This is a genomic window from Lysinibacillus sp. (genome assembly GCF_032093475.1).
Taxonomy (GTDB): Bacteria; Bacillota; Bacilli; order Bacillales_A; family Planococcaceae; genus Lysinibacillus; species Lysinibacillus irui.
Map to the genome: position 1 here is coordinate 2,472 of NZ_DAMDAY010000057.1, position 22,377 is coordinate 24,848.

A 22,377-nucleotide genomic window follows, 5' to 3' on the forward strand; every position below is an offset into this window, starting at 1 on the left:
TTCTACACCAATTATAACGGAGAACACTATGAATAAAAATAATGCTTTAAATAGTATTTATGAAAATATATTAGGAGAACATTCTATTTTAATACAATTAAGAAATGGTGAAGGATTGAATGAAGTTAAATATAGTGAATTAATTACAGCAATGAAAATATTAATAGCTGAATATAAGAGTTTTGAAGTCGTTCCTAAAAAACTTGCATTATGTTTCGTTGATATTAGTAATTTTTTTATTTCAATGAAGAGATATATTCTTTAGATGAACAAAACAGGATTGAAGACGCCGTTCAAGAAATTGCTCAATTGGCTAATGAATTGTTTGATTGTTAAAAATATGCGAATTAAAGAGTTTTTAGCCATTTTATATTGATGGAAAAAATGTATTTGGATATTCCGAAATGGAGGTTAGCAGTGGTAGAGAGTCACGCAAGGACTAATAATAGTCTATTATACTATAAATGTGATAATATTGAATTTTTAAAAGGTTATGGACAATTATATACAGAATTTGATGATGGCGTTGCAACTAGGCAGATTAATATAATTAACAATGATATGTACTGTTCTTCATCATTACATGATTGGAATGAAGATGTTGGATTTTTATTGTATGACGGACATATCGATAGTTTAGATTTAAGCGATAGTGTACCTATTACTCAATTAGAATTTGAGAATAAATGGCAGGAAGGAATTGTAGCTAACAAATCTCAAACAAACTACTTAAAGGGCGATGCTTCTCTTCCTTTAGAAGAACATACACTCATCATTCATGTTGTCAATATTTTAGGAAAATGGGGAAAAGGTTTTGTTTTATCTTTATCAAAGCAATTCCCTTTTGCCAAAAATGAATATGTAAAATGGTCTAAGGATAAAGAAACTTTTGGGTTAGGAGAAGTTCAGTTTGTATGTGTAGACCAGCAGAGAGCAACTTTTGTTGCCAATATGCTTGCACAACATGGTGTGAGGAAAAATGATAAAGATCATACAACCTATATTGATTATGATGCACTTCGATTATGTTTAAGAAAAGTTGCGAGATTTGCATTAATAAATAGATTATCGATACAGATGCCTAAAATTGGTTCAGGTTTAGCTGGAGGAGATTGGGAAGAGATTGAAAAAATAATAAATGAGGAATTAATTTATTATAAAATTAAATGTACTGTTTTTGAATTGTGATAAATTAAATAAAAGTAGGGGTGGCATTTATGGTAGATACACAATTGAGGGAGCGTGTGTTTGACACTTTATACGGTGGGATTATCGGTGATCTAATGGGCGTACCAGTCGAATTTAAACAAAGAGGAACGTTCCGTGTGCAAGATGTGATGGGGTATGGTACTTACAATCAACCACCTGGTACTTGGTCTGATGATACTTCTCTAACACTCTGCTTGGTAGAAAACATTATTGAAAAAGGCGATACCAAAACATTGATGAACAAATTTGTGCAATACATGGAGCATGGCTATCTTACACCATTTGGCGAAATGTTTGATATTGGAATTACTACAGCGGAAGCCGTTTCCAACTATAAAAAAGGTGTTCCGCCAGCACAATGTGGTAAAACGGGCGAGTTTGATAATGGCAATGGTACACTAATGAGGATAGCTCCTTTAGTATTCGTGGTCATGCATGAGTTAGATTTTGCTAAAAGAAAAGAATTAGTTCATCAATATACAGAGATTACTCATGGTCATCCGCGTTCCATAGTAGGGTCCATCATTTACATTGAGCTATTATTAAGCTTATACCGAAACAATTCATTAGAAGTGGCCTTAAAAGAGGTATTTGACTTACTGCAAAATAATTTACAAAATGAAATGAAAGCAGAGTTAGATGCTTACACAAGGATTTTTCATGAAAACTTTTTAAATACGCCTGAAGACGAGATTAAATCAAGCGGCTATATTGTTCATTCGCTAGAAGCGGCTATTTGGTGTGTAGGTAATTCTACAACATTTAAAGAAGCGATTCTGATGGCAGTTAATTTAGGAGAAGATACGGATACCGTTGGAGCCATTACAGGTTCGATAGCGGGTATGTATAAAAAGTTGGATAAAATTCCAGAAGAATGGTTAGGCAAAATTGTCAGTAAACAAAAGGTTGATGACTTAATTTTGGCGTTTTACGAGTATTGTGAAGCACAGGTGTAAAGAGAATGTAAACGAAAGGATGTGTCAAAATGCTTCCTATACATAATGCAAATTTACCAGCTACAGAGAACGACATTCTACAAGTGGAACATAGTATGTCATGTCAACTCCCAACCGTTTATAGGCGAGTCCTACAAGAGGTGAATGGTGTATCACTGGCTAATGGGGTGTTAATTTACGGTACAGAGGAATTGATAGAAAGAAATGAGACTTGGGAAGTGGAGGAATATGCGAAAGGCTATATAGCTATTGGTGACGATGGTGGTGGAATGGTATTTTTAATGGCCATTCAGGGGAATGATTCTAGCGTTTTTGCAGTAGATAGCGGAGATATGAATCCACAACATGCCACGGTGGTCACTATGGACTTAAGTAAGTGGCTACAAAATGGCTGTCAGTAAAACAAATTAATCAGTATAAATAGTTGAAGCTTATTCCTATCTTTGGAATGGGCTTTTTTAGGTGGGTTCTATGTCTTTTCTTGGAGAAATAAAGCTAAATTATTACATATTCTATTAATTATTTGTATTTTTTAGAAAATTATGTTGAATTATTGGAGAGTGGTAGTATAATAAAATTATAGTTACAAATTTGGTTAATAATTCCTTTGTTTAAAGAGTTTTTAGCAAATTATGTAATTATAAATTAAAACTAATGAAATGAGGCGATATTTTATGATTAACATGATTCAATATTTAGAGCAAAATCCGTCGTTGGTAACATTGTTAAAAGAAAAAAAAGCTTCTTTAATTGGTGTAACAGATCTTGAACAAAAAGCAATTTTGGATTCGTTTGATGAAGATGTATGTTTAGAAAATCGTGTTTGGTATTAAAACATAAAAAAAATAAATGGTTTGGGCTTGCTATAGGTATCTATTTAATTTTAGGGATGTACCTACTTAATGTTACTTATAGCAAACCCTTTTTAAATATTGAGTTAGAAAAAATAAATAATAATTGGACAATAACGGATTCCTATTATAAAAATTGGGCAACAAAGCATCAAATTACACCTGGGGATATTGTTTTAAATGTTGATGATGTGAAAATAAATAATTTATCTTATATATCCTTTGATTCAGCCATTAGGGCAGCAAAAGAATTAACGATCCAAAAGCCTGATGGAAAAATAATCTCTATACAAATAAAAAATCTTGATATACCTCAGCAATTTTACTATTTATTGATAATACCGGCATGTTACTATGCTTTGACATTATTTATTACGGTATATTTATATTTTAAAAAAATAAATCAACACCTTACCAATTTACTAATATTATTTATTCTAAGTGTTTCTTTAGCATATGTGAGTATTGGTGCTTCAGGGCGTTTAGATAGTATAGGTATGATTATTAACCGTAGTAGTATGCTATTATGTTTAGTAATTCTGTTACTTTTTTTAGAAAATTATTTTGCGTTTTTAAAGATAAAATGGCTCTTTATAAAAAAACTAAAAGTATTTTTTTTATTTCCTGTTTTAGCGATTGCGTTTAGTGTTTTCAGTATTTTTTATCCATCAATCAACCCTATTCTATCTGAAATTGTGCTATGGGTATTTTTTCTATTATTAATATTAAATCTTGGAATATTGATTGTAGGTTATTTTAAGTATAAATTATCTCAACTAAAGATATTGTTAATGAGTATCATTATTCCATTTTTGCCCTTTCTACTTTTCTATGCATTACCCCAAATCTTATTCAATACACAATTACTCTCTGCTGATATTTGTTCATTATTTCTAATGCTTATTCCATTCAGCTTTATATTTACACAACTTACTGAGCGTATTTTTGATATGGAGTATTTCATTTCTCGATTACGTTATTATTTTAATTTTTCTTTTGCTTTTACACTATGGCTGTTATTGGGGCTGTATTGGCTTACGGATCTTTCGATTACACGCATGACGGAGATTTTCTTTTTCGCTTTTCTCTCGTTAATGGCCCTGTTTTACATGAAGGAGCGGATTGATTATCGTAAGCGGAAAATCCTTTTCTCTACGAAAGGGGACTACATTCATCGCTTGTATACTACCGTTGATAGTATAGGTCGAGTGGTCAAAATCGAAGATCTATTGGAGAAATTTGTGCAGGAGGTTGTGCTCCAGCTTGAAATGGAAAGTGTTTATGTTCTGACCTATGATTTTCAAACACATCAGGTGACGTTAACGAATAAATCGAAGGAATACACGCAACATCAAATTGATGAGGTCCTTGTCGAGCGTTTAGGGCTAGGGGATATTAAAAAAACAGATCATTTCTATATCGCCTTTATTCATCAAGATGCGAATTATAAACGAATCCTTGTTGTTGACCATAATAAATCGATTTATCTAAAGGATGAGGAGTTGTTATGGCTTGAATTGTTATTGCTCTATTTAAACAATTTTATTGAAAATACGAAAATGGTTGAGGAGCTTTTAAATCAGTTAAAGCATATGAAAGAGGCTGATAATCGACAACTACCGTGGCTCAATAAATTACTTTGGCTACGCTTCGAGGAAGAAAAATATCAACTTGCTCAGGAACTTCATGATACGATTTTACAGGAACAGCTTCATATTGCGAGAGAAATGGATGTCCTTATGCATACAAAGGAAAAAGAGGAGATCCCAGCGAGACTCATAAAGCTGCATGAACATATGGTAACTTCCTTGAATGATTTAAGGGGCTACTGTGAAAATTTAAAGCCACCACTTCTCGATACGTTAGGATTAAATGCCGCCCTTGAAAAACTGATTCAAAAAATTCATAAACGAGCAAATTTTGTGTTGGTTTATACGATTGATCGGCTTTATTTAGAGGATGAACGGTTAAACTTAATGATTTATCGCTTGTTCCAAGAATTGTTAAACAATGCTCTAAAACATTCCAATGCGAATACCGTTGAAATCTATTTATTAGGCACCGAAGAAGGTTTTGAAATTTTGTATACCGATGATGGGGTAGGCTGTAATATAGATGACATTCTACTTGCGGATTCTATGGGCATTCAAGGTATGCAAGAGAGGGTTCAGGCTTTTAATGGGAAATTCGCCTTAGATAGCAAAGTAGGTGAAGGACTAACCATTCGTATACAAGTTAGTGAAACCAATCAAACGCATCCTTATACGTATAGTACGCTGAACCGGCCAACTTATATGATACGAGGATAACCAAATGAGGTGTAAGCACATAGGTATATACTTATTTAAACCTTTTAATCTCTTCGTAGAGGCTACGAATGCGGATTAGAAGGCTTTTGTTTTTTGATATCTTTTACTCTTTGAGAGGGTTGATCAAAAATAAAATATTATCATCAAAAAAATATTGTTTTATAAGAGTAGAATAGAGAGAAAATACACTTTTTACAATTATTTCTCCAGAACAAAGGAAATTATAGCAGCAAGACCGATATAATTCATTAGAAGGATTAAGGAGGTCAATAGATTTGAATAAGAAATTATTTTTAACAGCAGCAGCCGTTCCAGTAGCACTCATTGTACCAGCTGTAGCAAATGCAGCAGAAACGGTTTCGATTAGTGGTGAAAATATTGTCAATGGAACATTAACAGTTGAGCAATTACCTAATAATGCAGTGGTCAATCTCTATCAATGGTATTACCTAGAGGACATTACGAGTGAAGATAGTTCAAATTCAGTAACAAATAAGCCGATTTCTGGCGCAACTTCGCGATCATTTAAAGTGCCAGTTGAAGCAGCTGGAAAATCAATCTTTGTAGAAGCAACTACAATTGACGGTAAAAAGTTTCAAAGTGAGCCACGTGATATAAAAGCATTAGACTTGGACATCACTATTCCAACGTTGGAGGGTCATTCCTCTTCCAGTTTTGTAGCACCTGGTGAAACGGTGAAAGTAGCTGGCGTTTCTGTTACAGATAAGGGTGGTGCCAAACTACAAAGTGACCAAATTACATATAGTTATCAATGGTTTTATAAGCTTGGCGATAATTCCTTCACAATTATTGAAGGTGCCGCTGGGAGTACATATACAATTCCAAAGGACGCCATTGAAAAAGGCATCAAGGATATTAGCGTCACTGTTAAAGCAAAAGTAGGTCTTTCTTTTGTGGAATCTAAACTTTCAAATACCATTACTGTATCGACCGTACCTACTGATACGTTAACAAATGAAATTAAAGCATTACTAATCCATGATAATAAATACAATGTATCAGATTTTGAATCATTCGAAGCCAAAATAAAGGAATTAGAAAGTAAGTATCAAGCTTTATCGGCACCAGCAAAAGCAAATGTGTCCAATTATGATGTTCTAAAGAGAGCCCTCGCTGATGTGGCACTACTCAATAAATTAGAAGAAAAAGTAGATAAATTACAGGACGTGAATGGAAAGGATCGACCTAAATATATTCAAGAGATGGAAGAGGCCTATAATAAGCTTGATCAGCTACAACGCAGCTTAGATGCGAATGAAGTCCTCTATACGAACATTAAAAATTTATTAAATGAGCCAAATGATCTGGAGGAAATTTCAGAAGTTCGACGATTAAATCAAGCTATTGTTCATTTACTATCCTACGAAAATTCTCTTGCACAATATGTACCTTCAGATAAGGATACCCTAAAAGCGTTAGTGACTAGCATTGAAGAGGATATCGCAAAGTTATCCCCAAATTATCGTGGGGCAATTCAAAATCAAGCTATTTTAACAGAAGCTAAATCAGATATTAAAAAAGTGGAGCAATTTATTAAATCCTTTGATAAATTATCGACAGACAATACACCGAATAAGCAAGTTACAGTGGCGAAGTCCATTCGATCTGCCTATGAAAAATTGACGTATAAGCAATTAAAATTAGTATCAGACAAGTATGTACAGCTTTTAGCGACAGCGGAAAGTGCTGAAGTGAGTCAAATTGCCGCATTAAATCATGATATAGAGAGCTATATTGGCGATGATATCTATCCAATCAATCCATCAGCTAGCTCATGGCAGAGTCATGTCAATAATGTCAATCGTATGATTAAAGAATATAAGAGCTTAACGAAAACATCGGCAGCTCAAATTGTTGGCTATGACAGTCTTGTTACTTTACAAAAAGATTTAAAAGCAGCTGAAAAAGTGATAAAAGATATGGACGCTTATCAAAAATTATCTCGAACAGCTGGCGTGACAGAAAGTAAACTGAATTCAAGCTATACGAGTGCTCTCAAAGCTTATAATAAGCTTACGACTTTACAACAGTCCCTTGTCTATAATGCCGATGACTTTTTACTGAATACGCCTAAGGTTTCAATTGATGACAATGGTAAAGTGCCTGCTGATAAGGCTGCTGCGGAAGCATTGAAGGCCGAAATAGCTAAATTTGCAGATGTCACTACCTTTACATTCAAACAATTAGAATCCGCAACTGATAAAGCGTCAGAAACGTATAAAAGTCTATCGTCAGGTGCAAGAAAATATGTGACGAATTATTATTTATTAACAGCAGCAAAGAAGGATATTTCAGGTGTGAAATCATTCCATAAAAAAGTCCAGACAGCTAGAGAAGAAACAGATGCTGCTAAACAAGCTAAAAAAATTGAAACAGTGCAAAAAGCGTATGCTAAATTACCTTCGAATCAACAACATTTAGCAAAAGAGCAATATGAGGCTTTATTAAATAATCAAATTATTGATGAAAATGCGCCGAATATTACACAGCTAAATCATGATATTGCAAGCATTTTAGCAAATGATCTTTATACAGTTTCCATTGATAGAATTAAAAATCTATCGACACAGTATAGTAGCCTTAGCTCAAGTGATAAAAAATTAATTACAAATTATGATATTTTAAAAGCAGCATTGGCGGATGTCAAAAAGGTAGAATCCTTTATGAAGACTTATGAGAAATCGATTAATAATAATCCAAGTACAGTCATCAAGGCATTTGAAAAGCTGACGTCTAAACAAGTGAGCCTGATTGATGCTGCGACTAGACAGTTGATTATTGATAAGCAGAAAGGGCAACAGCAAACAAATGAAAGTGCTTTGCTGTTAATTGAGTCTATCAATTCTCTAGTTGTAAAAGGTGAATATATAGCTGGGTTAGAGGAAAAAGTGAAAGAAATTCGTGCGATTTATGATCAATTAAGTGCTACTGATCAGAAGATCGTAAAAAATTATTCGAAGCTGACACAGGCGGAAGGGGATTTGAAAAAGGTAGCAGACGTTCATGCTCTATACGTTCCAGTGGATGGAGATGAGAAGGCTCGCAAAGCATGGCAAACTGCCTATGGTAAGCTTTCAAAGAAATTAGAGTTACTTTATAACAACATGTATCCAACTGAACAATAATAATTACTACAAGAAGCCCCGATGGATTTTCGGGGCTTTCTTTATAGATAAAGTCATTATTATTTGTCTAGTAAATTCAATGTTCGCTATACTATGTACTACAGAGAATGAAATTTTTTACATAAACGATTGTAGTTTCACAAAGAAGGTAGGAACAAAAGATGTATAAAATAGGTGTTGTTGGTCCCGCTAAATCGGTTGAGAGAATTATTGCGTTAGCACGGGAAATTGAACAGGATATGGAGTTTATTCCGTATATTTATGAAGTGGCGACGGAAACAAAGCATCTTGTCGAGACCTATAATCAGGATGTGGATTTCTGGCTATTTTCTGGCTACATCCCCTATAAGCTTGCCAGTCAAACGAATGTTTCCAAGGATAAATTGACTCATATTATTTTTTCCGAAGCAGCCATTTATCGGGGCTTTTTAGAGCAGTCCTATCAACAAAAAAAGTTTATTGAAAATGTCAGTATCGACATCATCCCATCGCCTTCCCAAATGGCGTCAGAGAGTCTTGCGGAAATTCAGCATAATGTCCATCACATGTATTTAAAGGAATTTGATGTGGCTGTTAATCCACAAGAGCTATTTGATTTCCACTATGATCTCTGGCAGGCGGGCAAAATCGATTTTGCGATTACTTGCTATCCTTCTGTTGATGAAGAGCTGAAAAAACGAGGTGTGCCGTCTTATTGGGTTTCACCGACCAAAACGGAAATTTACCATACCGTTCAGCTTTTTACAGAAAAAATCAAAACGTCCTATTATAAAGAGACCCAAATTGGTGCAGTTATGCTGGAAATAAAGGACTTCGATTCATTAAAAGAAAGAATGAAGCAAGGGTACCGTATACAGTATTTAGAATTGCGCATAAAGGAAAACCTGCTTCAGCTCTGTGAACAAATTGATGGCTCACTGATTGAAGAAGGGAATGGAAAGTATACTATTTTTAGTACAAGGGGAGCCATTGAAGGACAAATCCAATTTTTACAGGAAAAAATGTATCAGCTGTCCATTGAAATGGAAGCGAAGGTAACAGCAGGCATTGGTTTTGCTCAAACGGTGTTCAATGCTGAATTACATGCTCATCGAGGATTAAGACAGACGAAGGAAAATGAAGCGGTAGATATTGTTATGATTCAGGATGATGGAACAATTATTGAATCCGTAGGGAATGTAGAAGAACTTACGTATTCCTATCGAGCAGAAGACCCTTTTATTTTAGAAAAACTAAAAAAAGGTAATATTAGTGTAAAAACGTACATGAAAATTTATGCGCTTGTGCAGAAAATGCACTGGAAGCATTTTACGACAAAGGATTTAGCGACACAGCTTCAGATGAGTGAAAGAAATGCCCAACGAATCGTGGCAGATTTATGTGGAGTGGATTTAGCGAGAATTTGTGGAGAAGAATTACAGCATACTCGTGGTAGGCCGATAAAAATGTATCAGCTTGTTTAAAAATAATGAAGATGTCCCAAGCCAAAAATGGTTTGGGGCTTTTTTTGTCCTTTAAAAACTGATTTATCAAGGAATTGTGAACCTTTTAAAGAGATGAATGTTCGTTTACAAAGACGATTATCTATTAGAAATTTTCAAAAAAATATTGTTTTTTCATAGAAGTTTGATTATTATACGAATATATAACGAAAATGTCGGTATATAAAAGGGGTTTTATTTTACTAGATATTACAAGGGGGCAAAGATCATTAAGGAAAAAAAGCAGTGAAGTAGAGACTGCAATGTTAGAGAATGTTTTGAGATATGGGAGGGATATGAATGTTAACAAATGAAGTAACTAAAAAATCTAGAAATGTTATCCTTGCGCTATTATTTTTGGGCTGGTCTTTAGGAAACTTAGACCGTTACATTATGAACTATGCAGTTGTTTCAATTACAGGTGATTTGCAATTAGATGCATCCTCTACGGGTATTATTTTAAGCGCTTTCTTTTTAGGCTATGCCATTATGCAAATACCAGGTGGCTGGCTTGCTGATAAATTTGGCGCAAAACGAATCTTACTGTTGGCTGTTATTATGTGGTCTATTTTCACCGGTCTAACAGCAATTGCTTGGTCATTAACGGCTATGATTGTGATTCGCTTTTTATTTGGCATCGGAGAGGGTGGATTTCAGCCAGCGAGCTCTAAGATTATTGCGACGATTTTCCCGAAAGAAGAAAGAGGAAGAGCCATGTCCATCATGCTTACTTCTGGAGGGATTGTATCATTAATTGTGCCGCTGCTAGCTGCTTATTTATTAGGAACGATAGGTTGGCGCATGATGTTTATTATTATCGGGTCGATTGGAGCGATTATTGCCTTATTATACTGGAAGTATATTCAGCTTCCGAAGGCTGAAATAGTAGAAGAAGCTGGGACAAATCATCCTACTACAAAGGTAAATTTTAAAGAATTATTGAAAACACCACTTATGTGGAATTTGATCATTGCATATTTTTGTATTTATGCAGTGAACTGGGGATTAGTTTCTTGGATTCCTACGTATCTTCAGAAAAATCGTGGATTGGATTTAATGTCCATTGGCTGGGCACAAACAATTCCTGCTATTACAACGATTATCGGTGTGTATGGCAGCGGATTTATTATTGATAAGCTACCAAGAGGAATGGAAAAGGTACTAGGGTCCATATCCTGTGCAGTTATCGGCATATTATTGTATTTAATGTTTACGGCCAAAACAGTGACGTTATTTATTGGTTATCAAACAGTTGTTTCGATCTTTATTGCGTTCGTCATTACGTTATTACCTGTTATCGTACTGAAGAAATTACCTTCTTCAATTACAGGTTCGGCAATGGGTATCGCCAATACAGGTGGACAGTTAGCAGGTTTTGTCACACCTATGGCCATTGGCTTTATGGTAGATGCTTTTAATGGTTCGTTTGATGCGGCATTTTGGATGTTAATTGGCTTTGCGCTCATCTGTATTGTGTCCATTGTCACGCTTAATGACCAAAAAGGGACTTTATTGAAAGCATAAAAATTGGAGGGACTTTAATGAGTTTTCACGAAAAAATTTCGACATTAATTGAAGCAAAACAAGAAGCTAGTGTGGCATTAAGTGATGCTATATGGGCTGTACCAGAGCTTCATTTTCAAGAAAAAAAATCAATGCACTATATGAAAGAGGCGCTAGAAAAAGAGGGTTTTCAAACCGAAGTGGGTGTTGCTGGACTTAGTACAGCTCTGATAGGGACGTTTGGTTCTGGAAAGCCTGTCATTGCCTTTTTAGGGGAATATGACGCACTTCCTGGTTTGAGTCAAAAAGGTGGCGCTACACAACATGAACCTATTGAAAATGGAGGAAGCGGTCATGGCTGTGGGCATAATTTATTAGGAACTGGAGCCTTTGCTGCTGCTGTGGCAGTGAAAGATTATCTTGAGCAGCATAATCAATCAGCAACCATTCGATTTTACGGCTGTCCTGCCGAGGAAAATGGTTCAGGTAAAGCGTATATGGCAAAAGCTGGACTTTTTGATGATGTTGATATTGCGATTTCTTGGCATCCAGGTACATTTTCTACTGTAATGACTTGTAGCTCTCTAGCAAACTATGCTGCTACTTTTAAGTTTACTGGGAAAAGTGCACATGCAGCAGCAGCACCACATCTTGGACGAAGTGCTTTAGATGCTGTTGAGCTGATGAATGTTGGGGTAAACTACTTACGAGAACATATCATTCCAGAAGCTCGTGTGCATTACGCCATCACAAACTCTGGTGGAACTTCACCGAATGTAGTACAACCCTATGCAGAGGTAACCTATCTCGTTAGAGCCCCTAAAAAACAACAAGTACAAGAGATTTATCAGCGCGTTGAAAATATTGCAAAAGGTGCAACGCTTATGACAGGTACGTCGCTTGACATTGATTTTGAGGGTGCTGCTTCAAATCTCATTACAAATAAAACACTTTATGATGTAATGTATCAACAAATACTTGAAATTGGTATGCCAGACTATACAATAGAGGATGAGCAGTACGCACAGGCAATTTTTAATACATTTACACCTGAAGTACAAGCTTCTTCGTTAGTAGGTTTGCGTAAAGAAGATGTTAAGCGTTTACAAGGAAAAGTCATTGCGAATCACGTCCCAGACATGCTCCCTGAATTTATTATGGGTGGCTCAACAGATGTTGGAGATGTCAGCTGGAAAGTACCAACCGTACAATGTACAACCGTATGTATGGCATTAGGTACACCGTTGCATACATGGCAGGTTGTTTCACAGGGGGTTATGCCAATTGCGCATAAAGGTATGCTACAAGCGGCTAAAATCATGGCTTGTACAGCTATCGCATTACTTGATAATCCAGCATTAATTGAAGAAGCAAAAAAAGAATGGCAAGAACGTCTTGATGGAGAGACATATATATCTTTAATTCCGGAGGGAACACAGCCTCCAAAGCTATAAAAGGATAGCGATCTAGATAGAGTCTTCATAGGAGAACTATGAAGGCTCTGTTTTTGCCTCATTTTGAAAGGAGAACACATCAATGTCAACACAAGCTAATCATCATGAACATGATCAACTAGTGGCACAATGGGTGACACAATTTCGTCCTGCTGCAAAAGAGGGACAATGTGCTAGTTATATTCCAGCCTTAGCCAAAAAAGACCCGAATCAATTAGGTATTGCGATTATTGGAAATGATGGCCGCGAAATCAAAGCAGGAGATACAGCAGAATTATTTACGCTTCAAAGTGTCTCCAAAGTTATTACATTTATTTTAGCCTGTATGGATCGAGGAGTACCTTATGTGTTAGAAAGAGTAGATGTGGAACCGACAGGAGATACCTTTAACTCGATTATTCGCTTGGAAAGCCATCAGCCAGGAAAACCTTTTAATCCAATGATTAATGCAGGGGCTATTACAGTGTCCTCTTTGCTCGCGGGGAGTTCGCCACAAGAGAAGGTCACAAAGATTCTAGCATTTTTAGAACAAATCATCGGCAAGCAATTAAGTATTAATGAAGAGGTATTTCAATCGGAATGGCAAACAGCTAATCGAAATCGAGCATTAGCCTATTATTTAATGGACTCTGGTTTCCTTGATTGTCCAGTAGAGGCGGCACTTGAGGTCTACCTGAAGCAATGTGCGATTGAGGTTAATGTCTCAGATTTAGCCATGATTGGTTTAGTCATCGCCAATGACGGCTATCATCCACTTTTAAAGAAACAGCTTTTTCCTAAACAAGTGGCAAAATTAGCGAAGGCCTTGATGGTGACATGTGGTATGTACAATGCTTCAGGAAAATTTGCAGCATTTATTGGCCTACCTGCTAAAAGTGGTGTGTCAGGTGCAATCCTAACAGCCGTTCCAGGACATGCTGGCTTGCATTCACCGTTCCCCGCTGGCTGTGGTATAGGTATTTATGGACCAGCTATCGATTCAATCGGCAATAGTGTCGCTGGTGTACAATTACTCAAGCATTTAGCGACGGAATGGGACATGACAATTTTTTAACAAGTGGAAGATGGCTTCAGGGTAGTCTGAAGCCATCTTCTTTTTATTTTTTTCTTTTGATTTTATAAATAATCAATAGCGCGATAAACCAAATTGGTGTTAACAGCAGTGCTGTACGCGTAGCCTCAGAAATCAACATGACAATAAGTAAAAATGCGAAAAATGCAAGAATGACATAGTTGATAAATGGTGTTAGTGGTGCTTTAAAGTTTGATGCTTCATGTAAAGCACGATTTTTTCGTTTATAGATGATGTGAGAAATAACAATAATGCTCCATACCCATATAAAACAAATTGCACTAATCGTCGTCACAATACTAAAGGCATTCTCTGGCATCAGCTTACTTAGCAATGCACCTACTGATACAACAACAGCAGACACAACGAGTGCGTTACTTGGAACACTGTTTTTGTTCAGTTTTGCAAACGCAGGAGAAGCTTGTTTATTGTTACCAAGATTAAAGAGCATTCGACTTGTAGAGAATAAACCACTATTACCAGCTGAAGCGGCAGAAGTGAGTACAACAAAATTTATAATACCAGCAGCAATTGGAATTCCTGCTAATGTAAATACTTGGACAAAAGGACTGTTTTCGGCAGACATTTCATACCATGGATTGATACATAAAATAACAAATAATGCTCCTACATAAAAGAGTAAAATACGGAATGGAATTTTATTAATGGCAGACGGAATATTTTTTTGAGGATCTGCTGTCTCAGCAGCTGAAACCCCGACTAATTCTACACCAACGAATGCAAAAACAACCATTTGAAAGGCCATTAAAAAGCCATATAACCCATTTGGGAACACCCCACCATGTGCCCAAAGGTTTTCCACAGAAACTGGCCCAGAGCTAGTATGAAAGCCTGTCACTAACATAATAAGTCCGATAATGATAAGAGCTACAATAGTAATGACTTTAATGATGGCAAACCAAAATTCTAGCTCCCCAAAAAGCTTAACTGTTAATAAATTCAGTAGTAATAATAATACTAAGCAACCAATGGCTGGCACCCACTGTGGGATATCAAACCAATATTGTGTATAAACCCCTACAGCAATAATATCTGCCATGGCCGTCATAATCCAACAGAACCAGTATGTCCAGCCTGTTACATAGCCAGCCCAGGGTCCTATGTATTCAGATGCAAAATCCGTAAATGATGTGTAGCCCGCGTTAGATAGTAACAGTTCGCCTAATGCGCGCATGACAAAAAATAGTGCGGTACCGACAATTAAATAGGCTAAAATGATGGAAGGTCCTGCAAGGGCAATGGCTTTCCCTGAGCCTAAAAATAAACCAGTGCCAATCGTTCCACCAATGGCAATAAGCTGCACATGGCGATTTTTTAAATCACGTTTTAATTGTTGCTGTTCCACGTTAATCCCCCTCAAAGATGCGTAAAAACTATGACTGGAAAAATAAAAAAGAGACTAGTTGTGACACTAGTCTCGGAAAAACGTCAGAATAACAAATACCATTTATTCGCAAATATTTCATGAAATCTTTTAACATTCATGTGGCTTCGCTTATAAAAGCTGCTATTACTCCTCTGTCCTTTTGCCTGAGATAGTGAACCCTTCGGCGACGCATTGTGCGCTCTCTCCAGAACTGCTCCTGCTATAGTTTGATCCATAGCATTCATAGCTTATTAACTTTCTAATCAATTGTTATTGTAAGATATTATACATCCTATCAGTGCACGTAAAATAATTCAACAATAAATTTTAACTATTTTCAGAAAAATAGAAGAATGGGTTACTAAATGGGAAATCTCTGACGAAAAATAGGAATTCTAGACATAGAAGATTTAGTAAGGAGAATTGCTAAAAAAGGGGAGACACTTTTAGTGGAAGCTTGCATAGGGAGAGAAGCAAGCAGGCAAAACGGTATAGTTCGCTCCAAAGAGTGGTGAGGTCACCCCTTCTGTTGGGAAGGCACTTGAAAGTGGGGGAGCTCCGCTCTGAAGGAAGGCAATGTACTCAATATTGTCGAGAAACTACTCAAAGCCGGGGGAAGTGATCAATCTGGAGAGTGAACCGCTCAAAGGAAGAGTGAATCCGCTCCAAAAGAGTTGCAAAGTGATCATTATGTGTGAAGAACCGCTCCAAACTGCTGTCGAAGCGATCATTCTGGAGGGAGAGCCGCTCCAAAAGGGTAGCGAAGTGATCATTGTGTGTGAAGAACCGCTCATAGGAAGAGTGAACCCGCTCCAAAAGTAGCGAAAAGCGCTCAATATGATGTGAGAACCGCTCCAAAAGTGTAGCAAAGTGCTCATTGTGTGTGAAGAACCGCTCAAAATTGATATCGAAGTGATCATTCTACAGGGAGGACCGCTCACATGAAGAGTGAACCCGCTCCAAAAGGGTAGCAAAGTGCTCAATCTGTAGGAAGAGCCGCTCCAAATTGATGTCAAAGTGATCATTCATCATGCAGAGCCGCTCAACTAAGATTGCAAAGTATCAGTCTCTAGTAAGGACCAATTTACAGTGTGGTATCATTAGGGAAAATGGGCTATAGGTTACCCCTTTTTGTTGGGTTTTTTTCTGGTCCAAATGCAGGATTAAAGACTGGTTGAAACGAGAGCTAGTATTTAATGATTTGCAATAGATATAATATAGTAGAAACTCTGAATTTTTTAAAAAAGAAGTCGTCTCATAGTTCTTTGAGACGACTTTTTTTCATGAGAGTATTAATATTTTTTTGCTTTTATTTTACCAGTCCAAGTTTTAAAACCGCCTTGAAGTTGGTAAATTTGGTTGTACCCACGTTTTTTAAGAAATAATGCAGCACGTGAGCTACGGCCTGTATTTTGACAGTATAGATATACTGGTAAATCTGGGCGGATTTCTTTATAACGTTGACGAAGTGTTGTAGAAGGAACATTACGTGCACCAAGAATGTGACCTGCATCAAATTCTTTTTGTTCACGGACATCGATTAGCTGTGCTTTACGATAGCCTTCTATGAATTGCTCTTGTGTTAAGTTGGTTACGGCTTTTTTTAGTCGTAGTGCATTAATACCAATATATGCAATGATAACTACTAAAACGACACCGATTGTGATAAGTATGTCCAAGATTTTCTTACCCCTTTCTATCTTCTCTATTATTATAAAAGATGCGCTAGCGATAGTCCAATGAGTTTGATAAAATTAACTAGGTTGTGGCAAATTCGTCTATTTTGTTACAAAAGCATATCGAGCAACCGTAGAGTAATTTTTGTTAAGGTTGAACCACAGGTGGGGCCTGAGGGATCATTTTATATTTGTAGGAGATGAACATATGACAACTTGGTATTTTTTAAATTCAGGGAAATGTAGTCCTTCTTTTAATATGGCGCTAGATGAAGCATTACTTGATTGGCATAGTGAGGGGTTAATTCCACCAGTGATCCGTTTTTATGAGTGGGAACCTGCGACACTATCAATTGGTTATTTTCAACAAGCCAAAAGAGACATTAATTTAGATGCTGTTCGAGAACAAGGTTTAGGTTTTGTCCGTCGACCAACTGGTGGACGAGCTGTCCTGCATGAACATGAGCTAACATATAGCGTCATTGTTACTGAAAGTTATCCGAATATGCCAGAGTCTGTGACAGAAGCATACCGTGTATTAAGTGAGGGAATATTGCAAGGTTTCCACAACCTAGGAATGGATGCCTATTTTAGTGTTCCTGATACAGAGGAGAAAAGAGCTGACTTAAAGAGTCCGAAAAGTGCTGTTTGCTTTGATGCACCAAGCTGGTATGAACTTGTCGTTGAAGGGAAAAAAATAGCGGGAAGTGCCCAAACACGTCAAAAAGGTGTTATTTTACAGCATGGCGCCATTTTATTAGATTTAGATCAAGAGAAATTATTATCGGTATTTAATTTCTCAAGCGAGGAAGCAAAGGATCGTATGCGTAGAAAGCTGCCAGAAAAGGCAGTCGCGATTAATAGTCTTGTCAAAGAGCCAGTGACAGTTGAGCAATGTGTGACAGCTTTTCGAGATGGCTTTGCAAAATCGTTGCAAATTGATTTAAAACCATTTACACTTTCAGAGGAGCAATTAGAATATGTCCATGCATTAGAAGAAAAAAAATATGCATGTGACGAGTGGAACTTTAAAAAGTAAAAAATGGTATGGAAAAAATATTTTTTTACGTTCAATCCTAGTTATAACAAGTAGTTCTGAATCTATTTAAAAAAGCAAGAGTTGAATTAAAAAACTATATATAGTATCTTTTTTTAAGACATATACACAATATGTAGTGTTTAATAACACATGATATTGTGTATTTATTTTGTAATGAAGAAAACAAGGGAGGCAAAATGATGGTACTCACAAATCATCAACCCGATGTAAACAAACAATTTGAGCAATTAAACAAAGATATTGAACAATTTTCACAGGTTCACCCAGTAACACCTGACATGCATATCACACATAAAGGTGTATCAAGACTTGTCATGATCGATCGCTACTCGTTTAAAGACACGGAAAAGAAAACACTAAAAGCTGGTGATTTTGTTGTTTTAACGGTAAAAGCTGATCCAAAATTCCCTGCACGAGGTTTAGGGACAATTCAAAAGCTGGACATGGCTACAAAAACAGCAGATATTTTGATTGAGGAAGATTATCGTAGCGCATTAGACGATCCGCAAGAGCAGGAAACGGGTGTGATTACACGTTCAATTGACGTGCTAGAAAAGCCTCTTGAAATATTTTATGAACAAATCGCAAAACGAAATGCAACGGGCCTTGCCGCTGTTGAAAAAACACCAGAAAAACGTCAAGAATGGTTTGAAAAATTTTATGAGCAATTAGTATCCTTGAAATTCATTCCAGCTGGACGAGTGATTTATGGAGCTGGATCTGAAACTGATGTAACCTTCTTTAACTGTTACGTTATGCCATTTGTCGCTGACTCTCGTGAAGGTATCAGTGATCACCGTAAGCAAGTTATGGAGATTATGAGCCGCGGTGGTGGTGTTGGAACAAATGGTTCAACATTACGCCCACGTAACACGCTAGCACGTGGTGTAAACGGTAAATCATCTGGCTCAGTTTCTTGGTTAGATGATATTGCTAAATTGACACATCTTGTAGAGCAAGGTGGATCACGTCGTGGAGCACAAATGATTATGCTAGCAGATTGGCATCCAGATATTGTGGAATTTATTATTTCGAAAATGCAAAATCCACGTATTCTGCGTTATTTAATTGAAAATACGACAGATGAATCAATCATTCGACTAGCAAAAGAAAAATTAAACTTTAAACCTCTTTCTATGCAGGAAGAAGCGATGTATCAAGGCATCGTGAACTACAAAAATATAGAAGGCTTAGGTGGATTCGATACAGCGATTATACGTGAAGCTGAAAATAAGTTACGTGATGGTGGTACTTATACAGTTCATAATCCTGAGTTTTTAACAGGTGCGAACATTTCCGTAACATTAACAAAAGAATTTATGGAAGCCGTTGAAAATGATGCTGACTTTGAGCTTCGCTTCCCAGCTGTAGAGGAATATACAAAAGAAGAAATGAACATTTACAACACGGAATGGCATAAAGTTGGCGATGTTCGTGAATGGGAGAAAATGGGCTATAAAGTCCGCACATACCGTACAATTAAAGCAAAAGAATTATGGAATTTAATTAATGTTTGTGCAACTTACTCTGCAGAGCCAGGTATTTTCTTCATCGACAATGCAAATGACATGACAAATGCCAAAGCATATGGACAAAGTGTTGTAGCGACAAACCCATGTGGCGAACAACCACTTGCACCATATTCTGTGTGTAACTTAGCTGCTGTGAATTTAGCACAGTTTGCAAATAAAGAAAATCAATCAGTTGATTACGAAGCACTACGTGAAACAGTACGTGTAGGCGTTCGTATGCAGGATAATGTAATTGATGCAACACCTTACTTCTTAGAAGAAAACCGTGTACAAGCACTAGGCGAGCGTCGTGTAGGTTTAGGGGTAATGGGCTTAGCAGATTTACTTATTTATTGCGAGAAAGAATACGGTTCAGAAGCAGGCAATGCTTTAGTCGATGAAATCTTTAAAACCATTGCTGAAACAGCATATGAGGCGTCTACAGAGCTTGCTAAAGAACGTGGTAGCTTCCCATTCTTAGTAGGTGCTACTGACGAAGAAACAGCTCGTTTACGTAAAGCCTTTACAGAGACAGGCTATATGCAAAAAATGCCTGCTCACATTAAAGAGCAAATTTTAGCAACAGGTATTCGAAACTCACATTTATTAACTGTTGCGCCGACCGGTTCAACGGGAACAATGGTAGGTGTGGCAACAGGTCTTGAGCCTTACTTCTCCTTCACGTACTACCGTTCTGGTCGTTTAGGTAAATTCATTGAAGTGAAAGCTGAAATTGTCCAAGAATATTTAGAGCGTCATCCAGAAGTAAATGAGCAAGAGCTTCCAGAATGGTTCGTTACAGCGATGGAGCTAAAACCAGAAGCACATGCTGATGTTCAATGTATTATTCAAAAATGGATTGATTCATCTATTTCTAAAACTGTAAACGCACCAAAAGGCTATACAGTACAGCAAGTTGAAAAAGTGTACGAGCGACTATATAAAGGTGGCGCTAAAGGCGGTACGGTCTATGTTGATGGTAGCCGTGATTCACAAGTACTTACACTAAAAGCTGAAGAAAATGATATGGATCAACTTTCATTTGAAGAGGAATTAGTAGAAGAACATACAAAACGTCCGGTCGTATTAGTAGATACGATTCAAGCGTTAGAGTCAACAACTGTAATTGGCTCTGACGTAGGGAATACATGCCCTGTATGCCGTAAAGGCACAGTCGAAGAAATGGGCGGCTGTAATACATGCACAAACTGTGGCGCACAGTTAAAATGCGGTCTATAAATTAGATATAAAATCAGTTGTACCTTTTTACCCCTTTAGATAAGATAATCTAAAGGGGTATTTTTTGTTTCAAATGGAAATATTTTGTTTAGCGATTTAGGAACGAATTTTTGAATACAGAAAAGATGATTGAGGGGGTATGTAAGTAAATGGATGTTTCACAAATTGTAGAAAAAATTAATGAACTTTTTAATGTGAAAAATAAGAAAATCTATGCTAGTGAATCTGGGATTACATACAAGGCAGATAAAAAAATAAAAAAAATAGGATACTGTGTTAACCTAACCCTTGAAACAATAGAGGAAGCAAGAATTCAAGGCGTTGATATGATGTTGACACATCATGATGCTTGGGAGGAACTATATGGATTGAAAGACGCATGCATCGAAAAACTAGCGGAGTATGGTATAAGTCACTACTATAATCACTTACCGCTCGATGACTGTCATTTTGGAACAAATGATAGTTTATTAAAAAAATTGAACTTAAAAAATATGAAAAGAACCCACGAATGGGAAGGATTATATTTTGGTAGAATCGCTGAATACGATAAAGAAATTGAATTTCATGAATTCGTATCAAAAATTGAAAACGTACTTGAAGAACCCGTTAGATTTTGGCGGTTCAATGACAAAAAGGTGAAACGAGTGGGCTTAGTCTGTGGTAATGGAGCATCAACAGCTTGTCTTAAGGAAGCCGTTGAACATAAGTGTGATACATACATTACAGGTGAAAGTAATTTGTATACGATTCAATATGCTCAGTTTAAAGGAATAAATCTAATTATCGGAAGTCATACTTTCACAGAATTACCTGGAATTGAAAGTTTAGCATTGAAATTGAAGGCCAATAATAAAGATCTTGAAATAGTGAGACTTAACGAATTCCATCATGAAGCGAATATAAGATAAGGCATATTAGGAAAGAGGAAATCTTTCAGTAGGTGGCTGAGCTCATAGTGTGCTCGTGATATTAATTTTTTGCCGAACTGGTAGTAAGGAAAAAGTGTTTTCCTACCTCGGGTACTTTTAATGATTTATTCAAGGGAAAGTTTGTTTGTTGAAATAGTGATAAATGTATAAGAATAGAAAAGGGTGAAGTGAGGTATGAAAGTTCATAGAATAGATCATATAGGTATATTCGTTCATAATCTTCCTGCTGCCAAAGCATTTTTTCTTGACTTAGGTCTAGAAATACTTGGGGAAGGAAAAGTGGAAGGCGAATGGGTGAAGCGGATGGAGCAGATAATAGGGCTTCAAGACGTTCAAGAGGAAGCTGCCATATTACGCACAACAGATGACACAAATCTAGAAATAGTAATGTTGCGTACACCAGAAGGGGACACAAAAATAGAACTAGTAAAATATCACCCGCCATCAGATGAAAATGGCCAACAGCATCCTTTAGTAAATAATATAGGTAACCAGCATATAGCCTTTGCAGTTGAAGATATTGAAGCCCTAGTTACCAAATTATCAATGAAGGGGGCAGAACTTATTGGTGAAATATATAATTACGAAAAC

The 22,377-nt window shown here is 36.6% G+C and carries 18 protein-coding genes and 1 riboswitch; of the genes, 16 read left to right on the forward strand and 2 right to left on the reverse strand.

All coding sequences use genetic code 11. The annotated features are described in order from the left end of the window. The 11 genes from RT445_RS13005 to RT445_RS13055 all read left to right on the forward strand — a co-directional run. Nucleotides 1-265, forward strand: a 265-nt coding sequence (locus tag RT445_RS13005; protein WP_396631806.1) for a hypothetical protein, incomplete at its 5' end; no start/stop codon positions are given. A gap of 152 nt (nucleotides 266-417) precedes the next feature. Further along, entirely contained in the window at nucleotides 418-1,188 is a 771-nt protein-coding gene (locus tag RT445_RS13010) for a macro domain-containing protein (RefSeq protein WP_313470696.1), read from the forward strand. Between the two features lie 29 nt (nucleotides 1,189-1,217). After that, nucleotides 1,218-2,165 carry an ADP-ribosylglycohydrolase family protein gene (locus tag RT445_RS13015; protein WP_313470698.1) on the forward strand — a complete coding sequence of 316 codons (948 nt, stop codon included), beginning with the start codon at nucleotides 1,218-1,220 and terminating at the stop codon, nucleotides 2,163-2,165. Nucleotides 2,166-2,194: 29 nt separating this feature from the next. Next, the gene (locus RT445_RS13020) at nucleotides 2,195-2,566 is read left to right on the forward strand and encodes an SMI1/KNR4 family protein (RefSeq protein ID WP_313470699.1); all 372 of its coding nucleotides are present in this window, start codon (nucleotides 2,195-2,197) and stop codon (nucleotides 2,564-2,566) included. A 273-nt stretch (nucleotides 2,567-2,839) separates the two neighbouring features. Continuing rightward, complete coding sequence (comX, locus tag RT445_RS13025) at nucleotides 2,840-2,998, forward strand: competence pheromone ComX (RefSeq protein ID WP_274793665.1); 159 nt, start codon at nucleotides 2,840-2,842, stop codon at nucleotides 2,996-2,998. 56 nt (nucleotides 2,999-3,054) lie between these two features. Next, nucleotides 3,055-5,325, forward strand: a complete 2,271-nt coding sequence (locus RT445_RS13030; RefSeq protein WP_396631807.1) for an ATP-binding protein — start codon at nucleotides 3,055-3,057, stop codon at nucleotides 5,323-5,325. Nucleotides 5,326-5,600: 275 nt separating this feature from the next. Further along, complete coding sequence (locus RT445_RS13035) at nucleotides 5,601-8,471, forward strand: hypothetical protein (RefSeq protein ID WP_313470700.1); 2,871 nt, start codon at nucleotides 5,601-5,603, stop codon at nucleotides 8,469-8,471. Nucleotides 8,472-8,632: 161 nt separating this feature from the next. Continuing rightward, on the forward strand, nucleotides 8,633-9,934 hold the full coding sequence (locus RT445_RS13040; protein WP_274793662.1) for a hypothetical protein: 1,302 nt from the start codon (nucleotides 8,633-8,635) through the stop codon (nucleotides 9,932-9,934). Nucleotides 9,935-10,252: 318 nt separating this feature from the next. Further along, nucleotides 10,253-11,476, forward strand: a complete 1,224-nt coding sequence (locus tag RT445_RS13045) for an MFS transporter (RefSeq protein ID WP_312507518.1) — start codon at nucleotides 10,253-10,255, stop codon at nucleotides 11,474-11,476. Nucleotides 11,477-11,493: 17 nt separating this feature from the next. Further along, a complete protein-coding gene (locus RT445_RS13050) occupies nucleotides 11,494-12,909 on the forward strand; it encodes a M20 family metallopeptidase (protein ID WP_313470702.1) in 1,416 nt (471 codons plus the stop codon). Nucleotides 12,910-12,991: 82 nt separating this feature from the next. Then, the gene (locus RT445_RS13055; RefSeq protein ID WP_313470703.1) at nucleotides 12,992-13,963 is read left to right on the forward strand and encodes a glutaminase; all 972 of its coding nucleotides are present in this window, start codon (nucleotides 12,992-12,994) and stop codon (nucleotides 13,961-13,963) included. Nucleotides 13,964-14,006: 43 nt separating this feature from the next. Here the strand turns inward: RT445_RS13055 and RT445_RS13060 are convergent, their stop codons facing one another. Continuing rightward, a complete protein-coding gene (locus RT445_RS13060; RefSeq protein ID WP_313470705.1) occupies nucleotides 14,007-15,347 on the reverse strand; it encodes an amino acid permease in 1,341 nt (446 codons plus the stop codon). A 163-nt stretch (nucleotides 15,348-15,510) separates the two neighbouring features. Next, nucleotides 15,511-15,587, reverse strand: a riboswitch (glycine riboswitch). Between the two features lie 357 nt (nucleotides 15,588-15,944). Here RT445_RS13060 and RT445_RS13065 point away from each other — a divergent pair. Next, nucleotides 15,945-16,190: a hypothetical protein gene (locus RT445_RS13065; RefSeq protein ID WP_313470706.1), complete on the forward strand. Its 246-nt coding sequence runs from the start codon at nucleotides 15,945-15,947 to the stop codon at nucleotides 16,188-16,190. A gap of 470 nt (nucleotides 16,191-16,660) precedes the next feature. Here RT445_RS13065 and RT445_RS13070 read toward each other — a convergent pair whose 3' ends face one another. Beyond that, nucleotides 16,661-17,047 carry a rhodanese-like domain-containing protein gene (locus tag RT445_RS13070; RefSeq protein WP_036122960.1) on the reverse strand — a complete coding sequence of 129 codons (387 nt, stop codon included), beginning with the start codon at nucleotides 17,045-17,047 and terminating at the stop codon, nucleotides 16,661-16,663. A gap of 205 nt (nucleotides 17,048-17,252) precedes the next feature. On the opposite strand from RT445_RS13070, the gene RT445_RS13075 reads away from it, so the two are divergent. The 4 genes from RT445_RS13075 to RT445_RS13090 form a co-directional block, all read left to right on the forward strand. Beyond that, a complete protein-coding gene (locus RT445_RS13075) occupies nucleotides 17,253-18,083 on the forward strand; it encodes a lipoate--protein ligase family protein (RefSeq protein WP_274793655.1) in 831 nt (276 codons plus the stop codon). Nucleotides 18,084-18,283: 200 nt separating this feature from the next. Further along, on the forward strand, nucleotides 18,284-20,854 hold the full coding sequence (locus tag RT445_RS13080; protein WP_396631784.1) for a vitamin B12-dependent ribonucleotide reductase: 2,571 nt from the start codon (nucleotides 18,284-18,286) through the stop codon (nucleotides 20,852-20,854). Between the two features lie 149 nt (nucleotides 20,855-21,003). Then, a complete protein-coding gene (locus tag RT445_RS13085) occupies nucleotides 21,004-21,765 on the forward strand; it encodes a Nif3-like dinuclear metal center hexameric protein (RefSeq protein ID WP_274793653.1) in 762 nt (253 codons plus the stop codon). Nucleotides 21,766-21,960: 195 nt separating this feature from the next. Then, nucleotides 21,961-22,377 (forward strand): VOC family protein (locus tag RT445_RS13090; protein WP_313470707.1); only part of this gene is annotated, 417 nt, incomplete at its 3' end.

Bases quoted from the DNA above. Each gene is read 5' to 3' on its own strand.
- RT445_RS13015 (WP_313470698.1), top strand. From the start codon at position 1,218: ATGGTAGATACACAATTGAGGGAGCGTGTGTTTGACACTTTATACGGT.
- RT445_RS13020 (WP_313470699.1), top strand. From the start codon at position 2,195: ATGCTTCCTATACATAATGCAAATTTACCAGCTACAGAGAACGACATT.
- comX (WP_274793665.1), top strand. From the start codon at position 2,840: ATGATTAACATGATTCAATATTTAGAGCAAAATCCGTCGTTGGTAACA.
- RT445_RS13030 (WP_396631807.1), top strand. From the start codon at position 3,055: ATGTACCTACTTAATGTTACTTATAGCAAACCCTTTTTAAATATTGAG.
- RT445_RS13040 (WP_274793662.1), top strand. From the start codon at position 8,633: ATGTATAAAATAGGTGTTGTTGGTCCCGCTAAATCGGTTGAGAGAATT.
- RT445_RS13045 (WP_312507518.1), top strand. From the start codon at position 10,253: ATGTTAACAAATGAAGTAACTAAAAAATCTAGAAATGTTATCCTTGCG.
- RT445_RS13050 (WP_313470702.1), top strand. From the start codon at position 11,494: ATGAGTTTTCACGAAAAAATTTCGACATTAATTGAAGCAAAACAAGAA.
- RT445_RS13055 (WP_313470703.1), top strand. From the start codon at position 12,992: ATGTCAACACAAGCTAATCATCATGAACATGATCAACTAGTGGCACAA.
- RT445_RS13065 (WP_313470706.1), top strand. From the start codon at position 15,945: ATGTACTCAATATTGTCGAGAAACTACTCAAAGCCGGGGGAAGTGATC.
- RT445_RS13075 (WP_274793655.1), top strand. From the start codon at position 17,253: ATGACAACTTGGTATTTTTTAAATTCAGGGAAATGTAGTCCTTCTTTT.
- RT445_RS13080 (WP_396631784.1), top strand. From the start codon at position 18,284: ATGGTACTCACAAATCATCAACCCGATGTAAACAAACAATTTGAGCAA.
- RT445_RS13085 (WP_274793653.1), top strand. From the start codon at position 21,004: ATGGATGTTTCACAAATTGTAGAAAAAATTAATGAACTTTTTAATGTG.